Below are 16,735 nucleotides of genomic sequence, written 5' to 3'. Positions count from 1 at the left end.
CAATTGAGTAAGGGAATTAAATTTAGGCGTTAATGTTGAACTAAAAATGGCTTTATGGTTTAGAAAACTATTTGTCTACAGTCTTTAGATCCCTATTTTTTCGTCTACTTTCTGCAATAATGCAAAAAGACGATAGACATTATTCCGTATTGATTGATTTATCAATACATATTGATTTGTCTAAGCTTACGTGAGAAATTGAATCCAGAAAGGATAAAATCGTCAAACGAGTTTTTATTATCTACTTCTTTACATGTTAATGGATAATCCTGCATTTCTGAAACAAGCATTAAAGCTCGCTGCAATTCGACAAGGATTTTGTGCGCCCAACCCAGCAGTAGGAGCCGTTTTAGTTAAAGATAATAAAATCATTTCTACAGGCTTCCATAAAAGGAGCGGGCTTCCTCATGCAGAAGTAGAAGCTATTAATTCTGCTGGCAAAGATGCAAAAGGAGCAAATTTGTATGTAACTTTGGAACCTTGCTGTCATTACGGGAAAACACCACCTTGCACAGAGTTAATTATAAAAACTGGAATAAAAGAAGTTTACTATGGTTTCTCTGATCCCAATCCAAACGTTTTTAATAAAGGAGCTCAAGCACTAAAAGAGGCAGGAATCAATTGTTTTTTAATAGAGCTACCTGAAATCAAATCCTTTTATGAAAATTATTCCTATTGGATAACTAACAAGCGACCTTGGATAACTGCTAAGTTGGCACTTAGTTTGGATAGCAAAACTGCGGGGATCAAAGGTAAGCCTATCTCTCTGACAGGAAAAGAATTAAATTTTTATACTCATGAATTTCGAAAAAAAAGCGATGCACTTCTCACCACAATCAATACAATATTATATGATAATCCTCAGTTAAATGTGCGTCTTGTCAATGAAACAATAAAAAAGCCGATTTATATTCTCGATTCTAACCTGCGACTACCGTTAAATGCACGTGTGCATCAATCTTCTGAAAAATTATTTATTTTTCATAAAAAATCTGCTGAGAAGCGACGTAAAAAAGCCCTCGCCAAGAAAAATATCCATTGCATTGAAATAACAAAGAACAGAGAAGGTTTAGATCTTGATCAAGTGTTAAGTACGATTGGAATGCACGGAATGCACACTCTCTGGGTAGAAACAGGTGGAAAATGTTTCCAGTCCTTTTTACACAAAAAATTAATCCAGCGCGCCTTAATTTATATTACTCCCAAGATTTTAGGCAATCAAGCGATCTCTGCTTTTCAAATTCCATTTAATTTTCAAGGACATCACATCCAATGGCGTCAGATTGGAGATGATGTGATATGTGATATTAGATTTTGTTAAATCTGAAATTTTCATTAGCGTACTAGATGCTATTTTAGTCTATACTATCAATATAGTTGACTTCCTAATCAGATTTGTTACTGTATTACGCGGAAAAAGGTCTTTATAAAGTGGAGAGGGGAAAAAGGGGTACAGAGTCTCCCGGTTTTCTCTCTAAAGTGGAATGAGCCTGTGAGTTCCACAGTTCTATATTAGTTTGAGAGAATATAAGAGTCGGTACTATTGTTAAATGATTAAATAATTAAATTAAATTCTAAAACCCGATCTATATTTAGAGTTAAAATGGAAGAGGCGATAAAGTGCCAGCCAGCGTTGTGCGGGTCCTCTGTTTATTATTTTAATACGTCTTGTCTTGAATATCAGTACTATTCTATATTTTAATTTGGTGATGTGATTGAAGAGATGTTTACGGGCCTTTCTGATCATTGCGGGAAGATACAGTCCATTGAGATGTTTTCGAAACGGGCAGTGATGCATATCGAGACGCAATTTCTCGATTTACAGATCGGAGAAAGCATTGCAATAGATGGTATTTGTGTGACGGTTGTAGAAGCGAAATCAAAAAGTTTCCTCTGTGAATTATCTTCTGAAACTTTAGAATGTACTTCTGCGCGCTTCTATAAGGTGAGTAGTTGGGTGAATTTGGAACGTGCTTTACGGTTAATGGACCGAATGGGTGGGCATTTTGTTACAGGACACGTTGATCAAACCGTTATACTAAACTCTAAAGAAAAACAGGCTAAATTCACTCAGATGACTTTTGAAGGCGTCTTAAAAGAGACTCAACCTTTTTTAATAAAAAAAGGTAGTGTAGCAATAAATGGAGTGAGCTTAACCATTAACGATGTGATGAGAGATACTTTTTCGGTAATGTTGATTCCTCACACTTTGGAGAAAACAAATTTAAAGGATTTAATAATAGGTAGTTGGGTGAATGTTGAATTTGATTTAATAGCAAAAATTGTTGCTCAAACAACGCGGGAGATAATATCTAATGAAAAAAGCGTTTGATAGTATCGAAATAGCTTTAAGGACCTTACGTGAAGGAAGAATGGTTATTCTAGTTGATGATGAATCGCGCGAAAATGAGGGCGATTTGATTGTTGCTGCTGAACATGTTACAGCTGACCAGGTTAATTTTATGGCTCAGTATGGAAGAGGTTTAATTTGTTTACCAATGATGGCTAGCGATTTTGAGCGATTGAATATTCCTATGATGACTAGCCGAAATCGATCTCGTTATCAAACTCCTTTTGGAGTGTCTATTGAAGCGGCTTATGACGTTACAACAGGAATTTCAGCTCGAGATCGAGCTCGAACAATCCGTATCGCTATCGATGAGAAAAGTGGTCCTGATGATATTGTCATGCCCGGTCATATTTTTCCATTAAAAGCGAAAAACGCGGGAGTCTTAGCTCGACCAGGGCATACCGAGGGAAGTATCGATTTATGCTGTTTAGCAGATTTGAAACCAGCTGCCGTTTTATGTGAAATTTTAAATGAAGATGGTAGTATGGCACGGTTGCCTGATTTACAAATATTTGCCGAACGCCATCAGATTCCACTTGTTAGTATTCATGATTTGATCACATATCGTATTAATTATGGAATTTTGATTGATGAAATTTCTGCTTCAACATTACCTCTTAAAAATAGGGGTAAGTATACAATTAAAATCTTTCGCGGTCGGATCGATAAGTTAGAACACGTAGCCTTAATTAATCAGAAAAAGACAATAGATAAACCTTGTTTAGTACGAATTCACTCAGAATGCTTAACCGGCGATGTATTTGGCTCTTCCCGTTGTGATTGTGGTTGGCAATTGAAAGTCGCTGTAGATGAAATCTCTACTCAAGGAGGAATTTTGCTTTATTTACGTCAAGAAGGTCGTGGTATTGGTTTAGGAAATAAAATAAAAGCCTATGCTTTACAAGAGAAAGGCTTAGACACAGTAGAAGCGAATCATCACCTTGGTTTTGAAGCGGATTTGCGGGATTATGGGTTAGCAGCGCAAATATTACGAATTCTTGGAGTACAGAAAGTTCGTTTGTTAACTAATAATCCTAACAAAGTAGCAGATCTAAGCCGTTACGGAATCGAAGTTTCTGAACGCGTATCTTTAGAAGCAACGCCGACATGCGATAACATTAGCTATCTAAAAGCAAAACGAAAGAAACTAGGTCACTTGTTAAATTTAACAGAGGAAGCGATTAAATGATACATCTACTTAAATTAGCTATTGTGATTAGCCAATTTAATCAAGTAGTAACAGAAAAATTATTATCTGGAGCCTTAGGCCGTTTAGTGGAGCTTGGAGTTAAAGAAGATCAAATTAAAAAAATTTGGGTACCAGGAGCTGTAGAAATTCCATTAATGGCAAAACAACTGGCAAAAATTAAATTGTATAATGCCGTTATATGCTTGGGAGCAGTAATCCGAGGAGAAACTAACCATTACGATTACGTCTGTCAACAAGTAAGCTCGGGATGTCAACGAGTAGCTTTAGAATATGAGATTCCTGTTATTTTTGGTATTCTGACTACGCAAAATAAAGCACAAGCTTTCGCCCGAGCAGGGTGCGGTAAAAGAGGAAGTAATAAAGGAGTTGAAGCAGTAAATGCAGCGATAGCGATGCTTGAAAGTATGAGAGAGATAAAAGTTGATGCATAGTGATAAAAATCCCATTTTGCGTGGTATTTCTAACTGGTTCGTCCGTCATTTTTCGGATCCTGAAGCATTGGCGTTGTTTTTCACTTTGGTTTTCGGGTTTTTATTAATCGAATTTTTCGGAAAATTTTTGTTACCGATAACAATAAGTATAGTGCTTGCTTATCTCTTTTCCTCACCAGTGCGATGGTTGAAACAATGGCGATTTCCACACTGGCTTGCTGTCAGTGTGGTTTATCTCTTTTTCTTAGGTCTTTTTATACTCGCTCTTTTTGGTTTATTGCCATTAATGTGGAAACAGCTGACTAGTATGGTGCATGAATTTCCTCGAGCTATTACTAAAGGCCAAGAGTGGATAATTGAACTCACGCATCATTACCCAAAATTATTTCCTGCTGATCCGACCACTGATTTCGCTGTCTATTTACATCAGCAATCAGCTCGAATTGGGCAATTTATTTTATCTTTCTCATTAGCCTCAATTCCTAGTATTATTGAGATTGTTCTTTATTTCGTGTTAGTACCCTTACTTGTATTCTTCTTTTTGAAAGATGGTGAGGTAATGAGCGTTTGGCTCAGTCGTTTTTTACCAGAACGTCGTGGACTTATTCAAATTGTTTGGTATAAAATGAATCAAAAGATCGGTGCTTATGTTCGAGGGCGGGTAATTGAAATAATTATTGTTAGTTTTTTTTCAGTTATTGCTTTTTCGGTATTAGGATTGCAATATGCCTTTTTACTAGGAATACTATTAGGGTTTTCTGTGATTGTACCTTATATTGGTGCGGTGATTATTACAGTTCCTATTATGATAGCAGGATTAATGCAATGGGGCTTTTCTGCGCATTTTGCTTATTTAATGATTGTTTATGCTACAATTATTGCCTTAGATGGAAATTTATTGGTTCCTCTCCTATTTTCAGAAGCCATGGATCTGCATCCTATTGTAATTATTTTGTCGGTTCTATTTTTTGGTGGAATTTGTTGGGGATTCTGGGGCGTATTTTTTTCCATTCCTTTAGCCACACTAGTAAAAGAAGTATTAAATGCATGGCCAAAAACTCAAAGAGTTGATAGTCTAAGATAATAGAATTACCAGAGATGAGCAGAAAGTACCAAGTTTTCGGCGTAGGAGAAACTTGTGGAGGATATCACCACAATATAATCAGTAAACACGGTTCTAAGAACTTCTTTATTAATTTAGAGTTAATTTAATTTAGAATTGTTTCTCATTTTGCTCATTTTTTATTCATTATTGCTATCAAAAAGGCGGCTGTTAGAGGACATTACTTTTTCTTTAGTAATTTTAATGACTTTCTGGTTGGCATCGTTAAAAGCAGCTTTTATAAGATCTTCAACAACTTCTTTTGCTTCTTTTAGAAGTTCATCAGAGAGCACAAGTTTTACGACCTCATGTTGAGCAGTGAGAGTGATTTTCACCATGCCAGCGCCGGATTCACCAGTAACTTCAATTTTTGATAATTCCTCTTGCGCTTTCTGCATCATTTCTTGAATTTTTTTTGCATTTTTCATTAAATTATTGAAATTAAATTCGTCATTCATCATTGTTGTCTCTTCAATTAATTTTGATTTTTAATAGGCACTCTGGAACGGAAAGCGTGACTTAGGGTACCGCCATCAAGATACTCCAATTCACCACCAACTGGTACACCGTGGGCAATGCGTGAACACTTTATTTTAGTCTGATCGACATGATTTGCAATATAATGTGCTGTGGCTTTTCCTTCCATGGTTGCGTTGGTAGCAATAATAAGTTCTGTAATAAATTCATTTTGTAATCGATTAAGAAGAATAGGAATCCCAATTTCTTGAGGGCCTATTCCATCTAAAGGAGAAAGGCATCCTTGAAGCACAAAATAACGGCCTGAATAGATCTGAGCTTGCTCTATAGCAGCTAAATCTGCTGGACTTTCAGCAATACATAAGAGTGCCGGATTACGTTTTGGATTACAACAAATATCACACAAATTTTGTTCAGTATAAATTCGGCATAATTGACACTCTCTCACTTGATTAATAGCAGATTGTAAAGATTTAGCCAAGGCTAATCCCTTGGTTCGTCTGGATTTTGCAAGAAGATGAAAAGACATCCGTTGTGCAGACTTTGGTCCCACACCGGGTAAGCTTTGGAGCTCAATTATAAGCTGTTTTATCAGTGGACTAAACAATATTTATTCCTTGGTCTTGATAGAGAGTTATTGTTTTGTAAAGGCATGTACTAAGATCAACCTTCTCCTTATCAGCTTTTTTTATGGAAATATTGAAAATATCGTCAAGGATACGCTTATTTTCAAGAAGTTCAATTCTCTTTGTTTGGATGACTTTTTGAATAGCTTCTCTCAAATTTTTCAAACTCCCACAAACACACTATTTAAATTCTTCAATACCATCTTTTGTAATGTACGTTCATTACATTAAACATCTTCGAAATTATAAGTCGCTACTGTCATAATGTGAATTGTTTTATTATATAATTTTCTAACTAGTTTTGTATTAGCCAGATTAAAATAAACAATTATCGATTTCTGGTAAGACTATCATTGTTAAAATCTTTCCTACTTAATTTGGGTAGTCATCATTCTTTATGTAAAACAATGCTTTCCTGTATTATAGTTGCATCAAAAGTTTGCATTATCTGCTGAACCTGTGGATCACGCAAAATTTTTTTTTCTGCCTCAGATTGTCGATTTTGAGCTATTTTTTCAGTAATTGCAGAAGGAGTTTCTCTGAAATTACCATTGACAGTAATTTTCACGTCGATAGTGCGATTAAAGTATTTACTTACTGCTTCAGATATTTTCTGAACCTGTTTTTTTTGCAGAAATGGTTTTTGTTTAGGATTTAAAGTTAAATGCAAATGTGTTTCAGTTTTTTGACTAAGACTGCATTGTTGTGCTAAAGCAAGGGCAGCGCCTGTAAGATTTAATTGGGGTAACAGTTGATACCACTGAAATTCTTTAAATAAAGAGTAATGGGGAGACATTGAACTAGTGGTGAAGGTTTTGTAAGATGGTTCGTTTTTAATCGCCGATTTAATTTTCGATGACGTCGATTCGGGGTAGAAAGCAAGCATTCGCAACAATGTCATTTCAAATCCTATTTGCGGGCTTGGAGAATAAGGTAAATCTCGTTGCCCTAATAGACCAATTTGATAAAAAAGCTGTACATCTTCGCAATAAAGAAGATTCGCTAACTGACGCAATCGTTCGTTATCATTTTCGATTTGAGCATTAGGAACTACTTGGATAACAGCAATCTGGTGAAGTAATGCTAATAATTCGGTTAAGGCACTATAAAAATCGGCACCCTGTTGCGCTAGTTTATTAGTATAATTCAATAAATTATTTCCTTTCTTCTGAGCAAGAGCCTCTAGGATATCAAATAACAAGGTTGGCTCAATAATCCTTAACATAATTTTCATATCATTAACAAGAACTTTACCGTTACCATAAGCTATCCCCTGATCTAGAAGACTTAAAGCATCGCGAACACTCCCATTAGCGGCTCGAGCTAACAAATCAAGTGCGGCCTTTTCAAATTCGATATTCTCTTTCTGTAAAATGTGCTGACAATGATCAACAATTTGTTTCGGTAAAAGAGGCATAAGGTGAAACTGCAGACAGCGCGACAATATGGTTATCGGTAATTTATGATGGTCAGTGGTAGCAAGGATGAATTTCACGTGACTAGGAGGTTCTTCCAAGGTTTTTAACAGAGCATTAAAGCTATGTCTAGAAAGCATATGCACTTCGTCAATTAGATAAACTTTAAAACAGCCTTTCGTTGGCGCATATTGGATATCATCAAGCAAATCCCGAGTGCTTTCTACTTTTGTATGTGAGGCCGCATCTACTTCAAGAAAATCGGGAAAGCACCCAGAGTCGATTTCTTTACAATTTCCACAGATATTGCATGGATTGGCGCTAATACCTTTTTCGCAATTAAGACATTTTGCAAATAAACGTCCCAGAGTTGTTTTACCAACACCACGAGTTCCAGTGAATAAATAGGCATGATGGAGGTATTGTTGATTAAGAGCATTACTCAATGCCTGAACGGCAAATACTTGACCAATTATTTCTTTAAAGCATCGAGGGCGCCATTTCCGCGCCAAGACTTGATGAATCATTATCCATTCCTATAGCAAAAAAAAGTAGCCACAAAAACTATTCTCTAGCACCCAAATTTACCGTCACCGTTGCTCCCTTCCGGGCCTGGCGGGGTTCACAGGAATTTGTCGCGAGGGGGCTTCTGTGACTACTAACTGGTATATAGTAGCATATTCTGAAATTTTAAACCTTGGTACACAAGAATTTATACTTTTTTCCAGTACGATTCTTTAGCTATTTGGCGGAGAGAGAGGGATTCGAACCCTCGGTACGGATTTAGCGCACACACGATTTCCAGTCGTGCCTCTTCAACCGCTCGAGCACCTCTCCTAATTACTTTTTCAGAGTACTGAAAATCCACAATAACGTAAAAGTGATTCAGATTAAACTAGAATGTCCATAAGTGCAATTTTATTTAGACGTCTTTAGAATCTACATTTCATCCATAATCATTTTTGAAAAATAGCTTTTTAACTGAAAAAAACTATTTATACAAATCATATAAGATTTATCTTGACTCAGTATAACTATTTGATATTAAAATATTATTAAGAAAGAATTCGCCGAAGAGTGTGAAAATATATCTTAGAAAGAGTGTCGAGATCTGCAATAGAAGTATTTTCATTAACGTGGTGAGCGGTCTTATTGATAGGCCCTAATTCAACAACTTCGCAGCCAGCAGCAGCAAAAAATTGACCATCCGAGGTACCTCCATAAGTGTTAGGTTTGGTTTCACGTTCACAAATTTCTTTAATAGCTTGTCGAGTAATGGCTACCAATTTGCCGTTACCGCTGAAAAAAGGTTTTCTAGAAATGTTCCATTGGATATCATATTTGAGTTGATGTTGGTCAAGAATAGTTTCAAATTTTTTTTGAAGCCTTTTTAAAGAATGAATAGATATAAATCGAAAATTAAATTTGGCTTTTAATGTTGCTGGAATTATATTATCAGCCCCGCTATCGGCCTCAACGTTATAAAATTGAAAAGAAGTAGGAGTAAAAAAATCATTTCCTTGATCCCAAATAGTTTTTGTTAAAGCATCGAATGCTTGAAAACAGTAATGAATGGGATTATAGGCTAAATGAGGATAGGCGATATGACCTTGCTTTCCGAAGATAGTGAGATTTCCGTATAGAGATCCTCTCCGTCCTATTTTAATGGCATCACCTAAGAGGTTGATACTGCTAGCTTCACCAACAATACAATAATCCATTTTTATATTATTTTTTTTTAAATATTCCAACACCTTACAAGTCCCATTTCTTGCTGGGCCTTCTTCATCGCTTGTAATGATGAATCCAATTGTACCATTGTGGTTGGGGTATTGCTTAATAAATTTTTGTACTGCAACAATCATAGCAGCCAATCCACTTTTCATGTCAGTAGCTCCTCGACCATAAAGATATCCATTTTTTTCAGTTGGCATAAAAGGGGGAGATTGCCATTGTGCTTCATCGCCAGGCGGAACAACATCGGTGTGTCCTGCAAAGATAATAAGCGGAGGTCTTTTACCGTTCCACGCCCAAAGATTGTTAACTCCTTTAAAAGGTAAACGTTCGTATTGAAATCCTGCACAGGCTAAGTGCTTAATTAAAATATCTTGGCAACCAGCATCATTAGGTGTGATAGAAGGGCACTCGATGAGTTGTTTTAAGAGTTTTAGTGTTTCGCTCATTTTAATTTTCACGCAAAAGTCTATTCAAAGAAACTCTATTTCGAGTTTTTTTATCTACCTGTTTAATTATGATGGCACTATATCGATTATAATTCCCTTCCGGAGAAGGAAGACTTCCAGGTATAACTACAGAACCGGGAGGAATTTGTCCGTAAGTAATTTTTTCAGTGAGTCGGTTATAAATCGGGGTGCTTTGTCCGATAAAAACACCCATGGAAATGACAGCACCTTTTCCAACTATAAAACCTTCTACAATTTCTGAACGAGCACCAATAAAACAATTATCTTCAATAATAGTGGGATGTGCTTGTAAGGGTTCGAGTACTCCTCCAATTCCTACTCCACCAGAAATATGAACGTTTTTACCAATTTGAGCGCAGGAACCTATTGTCGCCCAGGTGTCAATCAAACTTCCTGAATCGATGTAGGCACCAATATTAATATAACTAGGCATAAGTACTGTATTACTTGCTAAATAAGCACCTTTTCGTATAATTGCATGTGGAACGATTCGAATTCCTTTTCCACTGAATTCAGCTTGGTGATCATTCTTTAAAGGAATTCTGTCGTAAAAGGAAGCATAACCTGACTTGAAAGTTTTATAAGGTTCTATTTTAAAATAAAGTAAAACAGCCATCTTAATCCACTTATTAATATTCCATTGTCCATTACACTTTTCTGCGATACGAATTTCTCCTCGATCAAGTAGCTCAATGGTCTGATGTACAGCCTCGCGAATTTTATTCGGGGTATTATCGCTAGTAAATGCATCTTTGTTACGATAAGCATCTTCGATAAGATATTGGATCTTACTCATTAAAATACCCTTTGGTTTCAGTTTCTGAATTGCTGTATAGTAGCAAATATTCTCTTTTAAATCCTATATTAACTGTATGTCTCTGTAATCTCCTCGTGGAGAAAATAAATAAGGACTGGGTTCAATAAGAATCTCTGTTGACGCATTTGAATATCGACAGTAGTATGTGATGGCTTTGCTTTCTTCAAGTTTGCGGGGTATAGCGCAGCCTGGTAGCGCGCCTGCTTTGGGAGCAGGATGTCGGGGGTTCGAATCCCTCTACCCCGATTTCAGAAGTTAAGAAATGAAAAATAGAAATTAGTCTCATGTCTCATGGTGGTTTTTTTGAGTTCGACCTCCAAATTTTAAACTTGACCCTTAAGTGTAGTTGCGTAATCATTTAACTTAACAGTGTGCGTCCGTAGCTCATTTTGGATAGAGCATCGGCCTTCTAAGCCGATGGTAGCAGGTTCAAATCCTGTCGGGCGCGTTTTCAGAAGACTAAGGCGGAGTAAAAAGTACTGAAGTTACCCCAAAAAAAATAATTAATTCTTTGGTGGGCGTAGCTTAGTTGGTAGAGCCCCGGATTGTGGTTCCGGTTGTCGTGGGTTCGAGTCCCATCGTCCACCCCATTTCTAGCACTATTTGGTGCAAGCTTCTATTGGAAAGGCATAATTTGGAAAATCAAATTATGCCTGTTTTATTAGCTTTTGGATGTTAGAAATCGATATCGTAGACTTTTTTGGAAAGTGATTGAAAACAATTTTTATATTATTTGATGATTTATTATTCATGGTAAAAAAAGGCGGAAAGAGTCGGAAGATTAGAATTAAGCCTACACTTTTTAATCCTACATTTTAAAAAGATTGAGAATCTTATATTTTACCATCGAACTATACATCAGAAAAACTACATAAAATTAGGAATTTTCAGATATAAGCTGTAGGTAATTTTATCAAACTGGGAAAATCCTTCTTCTATGGAAGAAGGTGGAAGAATTAAATTTTACACAATAGCCATAGTTTTATACAATAGATATTTTAGAAACAAAGATTAAATTGCGCGGTTATAACATTATCACTTTTACCTAAATCAGTAGCAATGCTGAGATGGATAGGAGTATTGGTGTTGGTTATACTCTGAAAATAATTAATATCATGCCGATATTCCAAAGTAAAATTCGTATCCTTCCAAATATTAAAGTTGTAGAAGACGCTGTAGCGATTTTGAGGAAGGACTAGAGCTAAAGCTTGAGTAGTATGATCGTATCCTAAACCAATAGAGTTAGATTTTGAACTTGTATGGAATGTATAGCTTATCTCAGTGTGGAAAGCAGTGGGACGGGCACCTTGGTTTGCAAAGCAAACATCAGCGATATCAAAACTTCTTAAAGCTCCAATATACTCAATAATGAAAATCATAGGATCAATGGTAAAACTACCATATAAATCAATTGCTTGGACGGTATGGTGCAAAATTTCATCATGTAAAAGTACAGTAGTTTGCATTCTTTGCGAATCTGAGAGATTAGAAATTAAGCCTATTCCAACTTCGCCGCTTATACGAAGATGACGAATATCAGTATTAAATTCATAACCAACATCTACACCCCATTGATTATTTTGATTACTACGAGATGGATTATTAGCTAACTCCTGATAATCATATACCGCAGCATGCAAGCTGTTCTTTTCAGTTTGTTGGTAGCCTATGGTCAAAGCCTGAGCCCGAGTCCGTCCGAGTTCCAATGTAACTGGAGAGGTGATCATCAAACTGCTGTAACGTCCAAAAGGTACATATATTTGACCAATACTGGCGTAAAAAGGGCATCTATTTAGACTCCCAATGGTAACAAAAGCATGATTTATCAATATATGCGATTCATGTACCAATTCATCTTGGTCATAATCTAAGGCCATATAACCAGATGTCCACGAATTTCCTTGAATATAGATATCTAATTCCGCGCCACTAAAGTTGATATTTGCAGTCTTTGATCCTATAGCGTTACTCTCATAAGCTACTTGGCCTTCCAGTTTCCCACTAAAGGTTGCTCGAGGTAGATAAAGAGCTGGTATTCCTAACTCAAGACATTCTTGTTCCAATTGATACTGCTGAAGAAGTATTCGAGCATCCTTACGAACTGTAGGAATATTGATGACTAGTTTCGACCCATTAAAAGTCTCTTTGGTATTTAAGTAAGGGCCAATCCATAAGCGAGAAGTGTAATATATGCATTTATCATTTAGACAGATATGCTTTCGATAATGATGAGTGTGGGTGGGTTTTTTTTGAGCTTGTTTTTGCTGCATTTGAAGTTGATTAACTTGAGCTTGCAGAGAGTTAATTTGCTCATTGATTTGCTGATCCGTCTTAGTAGTCAATACACCCGTTGTTGCTAACGAAGGGGTAAAAACACTAGCAACATATAAATAACTTACTATTGAAACTAAAAATCTAGATAGCATTGACTGTTCTATTTCCTTTTGCAAATCCAAGAAAGGTGGAGGTCACAAGCCTTGTTACAAGTCACCTCTATTACCAGATATTTCTTAAAATATTTCTTGGATTGTAAAAATTGCGATTGACGTGTATAACACAGCGTACTCTTACAAAGCAATATTTATTTAAAATATTTCTTGATAAAAAACTAAGAATAAACCCCTATACTACATTACCTATTATTTATCTGTACTAGGTTTAAACTAATTAAACATTTTTTTATCTTAATTGAAAGCGGATACTACTCACTTTTCGAGTACATAATAAATAAAGATGTAATATACATTTTTAAGAGTGAATGACTTTACTTATTGAAGAATGGGCATGTCAGAGTTTGTCGCCTAGAAAAGCGTGCTGTTCTTATTCTTAAATATACATACTACACACAGTTAATGTCTTTAACTAAAAGGCCATATGTTAAATACCTTGTCTGATAACATAGACAGGTTACTAAGCTTTGTAAAGAAATTTACCTTATGTGAACGCGATAATTTGCATTCTTACATAGTTGTGTGAGCTGTGAAGCTTGATTATCTCAGCCTGATTATAAATTTTCTACGCAAATTTTAACTTTTTCTTAACACGAAAGGAACGCCACACTTTGAAGAATATTAGAGGATCGCTTTTCTTATCTTTACAAGCCATGCTACCTTCTTTACAATCGCTTAATATTTACATTTATGTTAAAAATAATGAGACAGAATACCATGTCAGCAAGTTCGATTATTCTTATAGCATTAACATGTTCTGTCTTACTAATTTTTATCATTGCTGTTTCGATATTTAAAAGAAGAGATCGGATAGAATCAGACCAAACTTCCGAAGATTTTTCTAAAGATCAAATTTATATAGGTAATTTGCCCTATCATGTTGGAGAAAATGATTTAAATGATTATTTTTCCCGTTTTGGTACTATTGAAGCAATTAAAATAATAAGGAATTTCCGTACAGGTCATTCCAAAGGATATGCATTTATAACCTATACCAGTGCAAAACAAGCCATTAAAGCGTTAAATGCACATGGTAAAGATTTAAAAGGACGATCATTGGTGGTTCGAATTGCTAAATCAAAAGAACAGCACGCTTATACTTGAAAGCACTTATCATAGAAGATTTAAAAAAGACTTATGCAAAGTGCTTTCAAGCATTAAAAGGTGTTAATTTTTCGGTAAATGAAGGCGATTTTTTTGCTCTACTTGGTCCTAACAGTGCTGGAAAATCAACCATAATAGGAATTATTACTTCCCTGATAAATAAAACCAGTGGAAAAGTAGTTGTTTGTGGTAATGATATTGATAAAGACTTTGCAGCAGCTAAGACTTGTATTGGAGTTGTTCCACAAGAGTTTAATTTTAACATTTTTCAATCGGTGATGGATATCGTGCTTCAACAAGCAGGTTATTATGGTATTGCTCGTAAAGAAGCGATATTCCAAGCAGAAAAATATTTAAGACAACTAGGGCTATGGGAAAAACGCAATATTATGGCTCGTCAGCTCTCAGGAGGACTCAAGCGTCGATTGATGATCGCACGAGCTCTTATTCCTAAGCCACGCATATTAATTTTAGATGAGCCAACAGCGGGTGTAGATATTGAAATTCGGCGTTCTATGTGGAAATTTTTGAAAGAATTAAATCAACAGAAAATAACAATCATTTTAACAACTCATTATCTTGAAGAAGCTGAATATTTATGTCGCAATATTGCCATTATTAATAATGGAGAAATTATTGAAAATACCTCTATGTCAGATATTTTAACTAAACTTGATGCGGAACGATTTATTCTTTATCTGGATCAGCCGCTAGAAATCATACCTTCGATAGAAGGTTATTCGTTTTGGATAAAAGACTCTCGAACTCTAGAAGTTGAAGTTCCTAAAGAACGAAGCTTAAGTGCTTTATTTGAGAACTTAAAACAATACGCAATTGAAGTAAACAGTATGCGAAATAAAGCTAACCGATTGGAAGAATTATTTGTCAAATTGACGGCAGAAAAATAATGGGTTTCAAAAAAGAGCGAATAGCTTATCAAACAATTGTCGTTGCAGAATTAAAGCGTATTATGCGAATTTGGTCCCAAACTTTATTACCGCCTGCAATAACGAGCATCCTCTATTTTGTTATTTTTGGTCGAGTCGTCGGAACCAAAGTAGGATTTATAGAAGGATATAAATACATTCAATTTATTGCTCCTGGTCTTATTATGATGAACATAATTACCAGCTCTTATGCTAGCGTGGTATCGGCTTTTTTTGGAGCGAAATTTCAAAGACATATTGAAGAGATCTTAGTTTCTCCAATTTCTAGCCTAACTATTCTTTTAGGTTTTATGAGCAGTGGTCTTGTAAGAGGGATTATTGTGGGGATGATTGTGTCCATCGTTGCACTTTTTTTCACACATTTGCATATTCATTCACTGATTACCGTTTTAATAGCAGCTTTTTTAGCATCCAGTATTTTTTCACTGGCTGGTTTAATTAATGCTATTTATGCAAAAAGTTTTGATGATATTTCAATTGTACCTACTTTCATTTTAACCCCATTAACTTACTTAGGTGGTGTTTTTTATTCGATTAGCTTATTACCATCTATATGGCAATATATTTCTTATCTCAATCCTATTAGCTATATTGTCGATAATTTTCGATATGGTTTTTTGGGTGTTATGAGTAGCCGACTTACTCTTTCTTATTTTTTGATGTCGACTTTTGTTATTATTTTATTTGGCATCACCTATTTATTCATAAAAAAAGGGGTTGGTTTACGAAATTGAAAATCTTTTCTATAAATTTTTGTTGGTCATAATAGAGTCCTTTATGCTCTCAGAATTAATTCCAAATATTATCGATCGACCTCACTAGAAAATTTCGATATTTCTTACTCATTACTGTACCAGTAATCCTCTTAAATAAAAGCAAGTGGCAAATTAGAAGAGATTATTTCATAATAGATGCCCTTAATCACTAGGAGTGTTGAATGTTCCAACAAGATCTCCTAGAAGACCCTTTAGAACAATTTAAGTTATGGTACGGCGAGGCTATTCGAGAAGAAGTGCACGATCTAGCGGCAGCTATGACTTTAGCCACCACTAACTTAAAAGGAAAGCCTACTGCACGCATTGTGTTATATAAAGGAATTACTAAAGGTGGTTTTCTTATTTTTACAAATTATTATAGTCGAAAGGTTAGTGATTTATCAGAAAATCCTTATGCAGCTTGGGTGTTTTATTGGCCAAAAATCTATAAGCAAGTACGTGGAGAAGGACATGTTAAAAAGCTAACACGGGCCAAAAATCTATAAGCAAGTACGTGGAGAAGGACATGTTAAAAAGCTAACACGAAAAGAATCAGAAACCTATTTTAAAACTCGTCCATACGAAAGTCAAATTAGCGCATGGATTTCAGAACAAAGCCAAGAAATTCCTAATCGAAGGTATTTACTTAACCTACACAAAAAGTATCGGAAAAAATTTTCTGAGGAAATACATTGTCCTAAATTTTGGGGTGGTTTTCGTTTAGTTCCGACTCGAATGGAGTTTTGGATTGGACAAAAACATCGTCTTCATAACCGTTTTTGTTATTTAAAACAGAATCAAAAATGGAGAATCGTTCAATTGGCGCCATAAGAAGGGATGAGAGGTG

At 35.6% G+C, this 16,735-nt stretch carries 14 protein-coding genes, 4 tRNA genes, 1 other RNA gene and 1 pseudogene; 12 read left to right on the top strand and 8 right to left on the bottom strand.

The window, feature by feature from the left end; genetic code table 11:
* Positions 1 to 259 precede the first annotated feature (259 nt).
* The 5 genes from ribD (at position 260) to ONG85_RS00195 (ending at position 5,075) form a co-directional block, all read left to right on the top strand.
* The gene (ribD, locus tag ONG85_RS00215) at positions 260 to 1,321 is read left to right on the top strand and encodes a bifunctional diaminohydroxyphosphoribosylaminopyrimidine deaminase/5-amino-6-(5-phosphoribosylamino)uracil reductase RibD (RefSeq protein WP_264435582.1); all 1,062 of its coding nucleotides are present in this window, start codon (positions 260 to 262) and stop codon (positions 1,319 to 1,321) included.
* Between the two features lie 390 nt (positions 1,322 to 1,711).
* Positions 1,712 to 2,332, top strand: a complete 621-nt coding sequence (locus ONG85_RS00210) for a riboflavin synthase (protein ID WP_264435581.1) — start codon at positions 1,712 to 1,714, stop codon at positions 2,330 to 2,332.
* The gene (ribB, locus tag ONG85_RS00205) at positions 2,316 to 3,539 is read left to right on the top strand and encodes a 3,4-dihydroxy-2-butanone-4-phosphate synthase (protein ID WP_264435580.1); all 1,224 of its coding nucleotides are present in this window, start codon (positions 2,316 to 2,318) and stop codon (positions 3,537 to 3,539) included. The genes ONG85_RS00210 and ribB overlap by 17 nt, the downstream gene beginning before the upstream one ends.
* The gene (ribH, locus tag ONG85_RS00200; protein ID WP_264435579.1) at positions 3,536 to 3,991 is read left to right on the top strand and encodes a 6,7-dimethyl-8-ribityllumazine synthase; all 456 of its coding nucleotides are present in this window, start codon (positions 3,536 to 3,538) and stop codon (positions 3,989 to 3,991) included. Before ribB ends, ribH begins: the two co-directional genes overlap by 4 nt.
* Entirely contained in the window at positions 3,984 to 5,075 is a 1,092-nt protein-coding gene (locus ONG85_RS00195) for an AI-2E family transporter (protein WP_264435578.1), read from the top strand. The genes ribH and ONG85_RS00195 overlap by 8 nt, the downstream gene beginning before the upstream one ends.
* A 158-nt stretch (positions 5,076 to 5,233) precedes the next feature.
* Here ONG85_RS00195 and ONG85_RS00190 read toward each other — a convergent pair whose 3' ends face one another.
* The 7 genes from ONG85_RS00190 to dapD all read right to left on the bottom strand — a co-directional run bounded on the left by ONG85_RS00190 (position 5,234) and on the right by dapD (position 10,611).
* Positions 5,234 to 5,551 (bottom strand): YbaB/EbfC family nucleoid-associated protein, encoded by a 318-nt coding sequence (locus tag ONG85_RS00190; RefSeq protein WP_406566710.1) that lies wholly within the window; start codon positions 5,549 to 5,551, stop codon positions 5,234 to 5,236.
* A gap of 17 nt (positions 5,552 to 5,568) precedes the next feature.
* Positions 5,569 to 6,177, bottom strand: coding sequence for a recombination mediator RecR (gene recR, locus ONG85_RS00185; RefSeq protein WP_264435576.1), 609 nt, complete (start codon positions 6,175 to 6,177; stop codon positions 5,569 to 5,571).
* Positions 6,178 to 6,584: 407 nt separating this feature from the next.
* Positions 6,585 to 8,138, bottom strand: coding sequence for a DNA polymerase III subunit gamma/tau (gene dnaX, locus ONG85_RS00180; protein WP_264435575.1), 1,554 nt, complete (start codon positions 8,136 to 8,138; stop codon positions 6,585 to 6,587).
* Between the two features lie 28 nt (positions 8,139 to 8,166).
* Positions 8,167 to 8,263, bottom strand: an RNA gene (gene ffs / locus ONG85_RS00175) — signal recognition particle sRNA small type.
* Between the two features lie 94 nt (positions 8,264 to 8,357).
* Positions 8,358 to 8,448, bottom strand: a tRNA-Ser gene (locus tag ONG85_RS00170).
* Between the two features lie 218 nt (positions 8,449 to 8,666).
* The gene (dapE, locus tag ONG85_RS00165) at positions 8,667 to 9,794 is read right to left on the bottom strand and encodes a succinyl-diaminopimelate desuccinylase (protein WP_264435574.1); all 1,128 of its coding nucleotides are present in this window, start codon (positions 9,792 to 9,794) and stop codon (positions 8,667 to 8,669) included.
* 1 nt (position 9,795) lies between these two features.
* A complete protein-coding gene (gene dapD, locus ONG85_RS00160) occupies positions 9,796 to 10,611 on the bottom strand; it encodes a 2,3,4,5-tetrahydropyridine-2,6-dicarboxylate N-succinyltransferase (RefSeq protein WP_264435573.1) in 816 nt (271 codons plus the stop codon).
* Positions 10,612 to 10,804: 193 nt separating this feature from the next.
* Between dapD and ONG85_RS00155 the strand changes: the two genes are divergently transcribed.
* The 3 genes from ONG85_RS00155 (at position 10,805) to ONG85_RS00145 (ending at position 11,222) form a co-directional block, all read left to right on the top strand.
* Positions 10,805 to 10,878 (top strand) — tRNA-Pro (locus ONG85_RS00155).
* Between the two features lie 127 nt (positions 10,879 to 11,005).
* A tRNA-Arg gene (locus ONG85_RS00150) sits at positions 11,006 to 11,080 on the top strand.
* Positions 11,081 to 11,146: 66 nt separating this feature from the next.
* Positions 11,147 to 11,222 (top strand) — tRNA-His (locus ONG85_RS00145).
* 408 nt (positions 11,223 to 11,630) lie between these two features.
* Here ONG85_RS00145 and ONG85_RS00140 read toward each other — a convergent pair.
* Entirely contained in the window at positions 11,631 to 13,058 is a 1,428-nt protein-coding gene (locus ONG85_RS00140) for an LbtU family siderophore porin (RefSeq protein ID WP_264435572.1), read from the bottom strand.
* A gap of 714 nt (positions 13,059 to 13,772) precedes the next feature.
* Here ONG85_RS00140 and ONG85_RS00135 point away from each other — a divergent pair.
* The 4 genes and pseudogenes from ONG85_RS00135 (at position 13,773) to ONG85_RS00120 (ending at position 16,719) form a co-directional block, all read left to right on the top strand.
* Positions 13,773 to 14,186, top strand: a complete 414-nt coding sequence (locus ONG85_RS00135) for an RNA recognition motif domain-containing protein (RefSeq protein WP_264435571.1) — start codon at positions 13,773 to 13,775, stop codon at positions 14,184 to 14,186.
* Positions 14,183 to 15,094, top strand: coding sequence for an ABC transporter ATP-binding protein (locus ONG85_RS00130; protein WP_264435570.1), 912 nt, complete (start codon positions 14,183 to 14,185; stop codon positions 15,092 to 15,094). Before ONG85_RS00135 ends, ONG85_RS00130 begins: the two co-directional genes overlap by 4 nt.
* Positions 15,094 to 15,867, top strand: a complete 774-nt coding sequence (locus ONG85_RS00125) for an ABC transporter permease (protein WP_264435569.1) — start codon at positions 15,094 to 15,096, stop codon at positions 15,865 to 15,867. The genes ONG85_RS00130 and ONG85_RS00125 overlap by 1 nt, the downstream gene beginning before the upstream one ends.
* A 203-nt stretch (positions 15,868 to 16,070) precedes the next feature.
* A pseudogene (locus ONG85_RS00120) lies at positions 16,071 to 16,719 on the top strand (pyridoxamine 5'-phosphate oxidase family protein).
* The last annotated feature ends 16 nt before the right edge of the window (positions 16,720 to 16,735 follow it).

The organism is Coxiella endosymbiont of Dermacentor marginatus (assembly GCF_907164955.1).
GTDB lineage: Bacteria > Pseudomonadota > Gammaproteobacteria > Coxiellales > Coxiellaceae > Coxiella.
This window is presented reverse-complemented; position numbering and strand designations above follow the sequence as displayed.

Excerpts from the sequence above, each read along its gene's own strand:
- ONG85_RS00140 (WP_264435572.1), bottom strand. The coding sequence starts at position 13,058 with ATGCTATCTAGATTTTTAGTTTCAATAGTAAGTTATTTATATGTTGCT.
- ONG85_RS00190 (WP_406566710.1), bottom strand. The coding sequence starts at position 5,551 with ATGAATGACGAATTTAATTTCAATAATTTAATGAAAAATGCAAAAAAA.
- ONG85_RS00125 (WP_264435569.1), top strand. The coding sequence starts at position 15,094 with ATGGGTTTCAAAAAAGAGCGAATAGCTTATCAAACAATTGTCGTTGCA.
- dapE (WP_264435574.1), bottom strand. The coding sequence starts at position 9,794 with ATGAGCGAAACACTAAAACTCTTAAAACAACTCATCGAGTGCCCTTCT.
- ONG85_RS00195 (WP_264435578.1), top strand. The coding sequence starts at position 3,984 with ATGCATAGTGATAAAAATCCCATTTTGCGTGGTATTTCTAACTGGTTC.
- ONG85_RS00135 (WP_264435571.1), top strand. The coding sequence starts at position 13,773 with ATGTTAAAAATAATGAGACAGAATACCATGTCAGCAAGTTCGATTATT.
- dapD (WP_264435573.1), bottom strand. The coding sequence starts at position 10,611 with ATGAGTAAGATCCAATATCTTATCGAAGATGCTTATCGTAACAAAGAT.
- ribH (WP_264435579.1), top strand. The coding sequence starts at position 3,536 with ATGATACATCTACTTAAATTAGCTATTGTGATTAGCCAATTTAATCAA.
- dnaX (WP_264435575.1), bottom strand. The coding sequence starts at position 8,138 with ATGATTCATCAAGTCTTGGCGCGGAAATGGCGCCCTCGATGCTTTAAA.
- ribD (WP_264435582.1), top strand. The coding sequence starts at position 260 with ATGGATAATCCTGCATTTCTGAAACAAGCATTAAAGCTCGCTGCAATT.
- ribB (WP_264435580.1), top strand. The coding sequence starts at position 2,316 with ATGAAAAAAGCGTTTGATAGTATCGAAATAGCTTTAAGGACCTTACGT.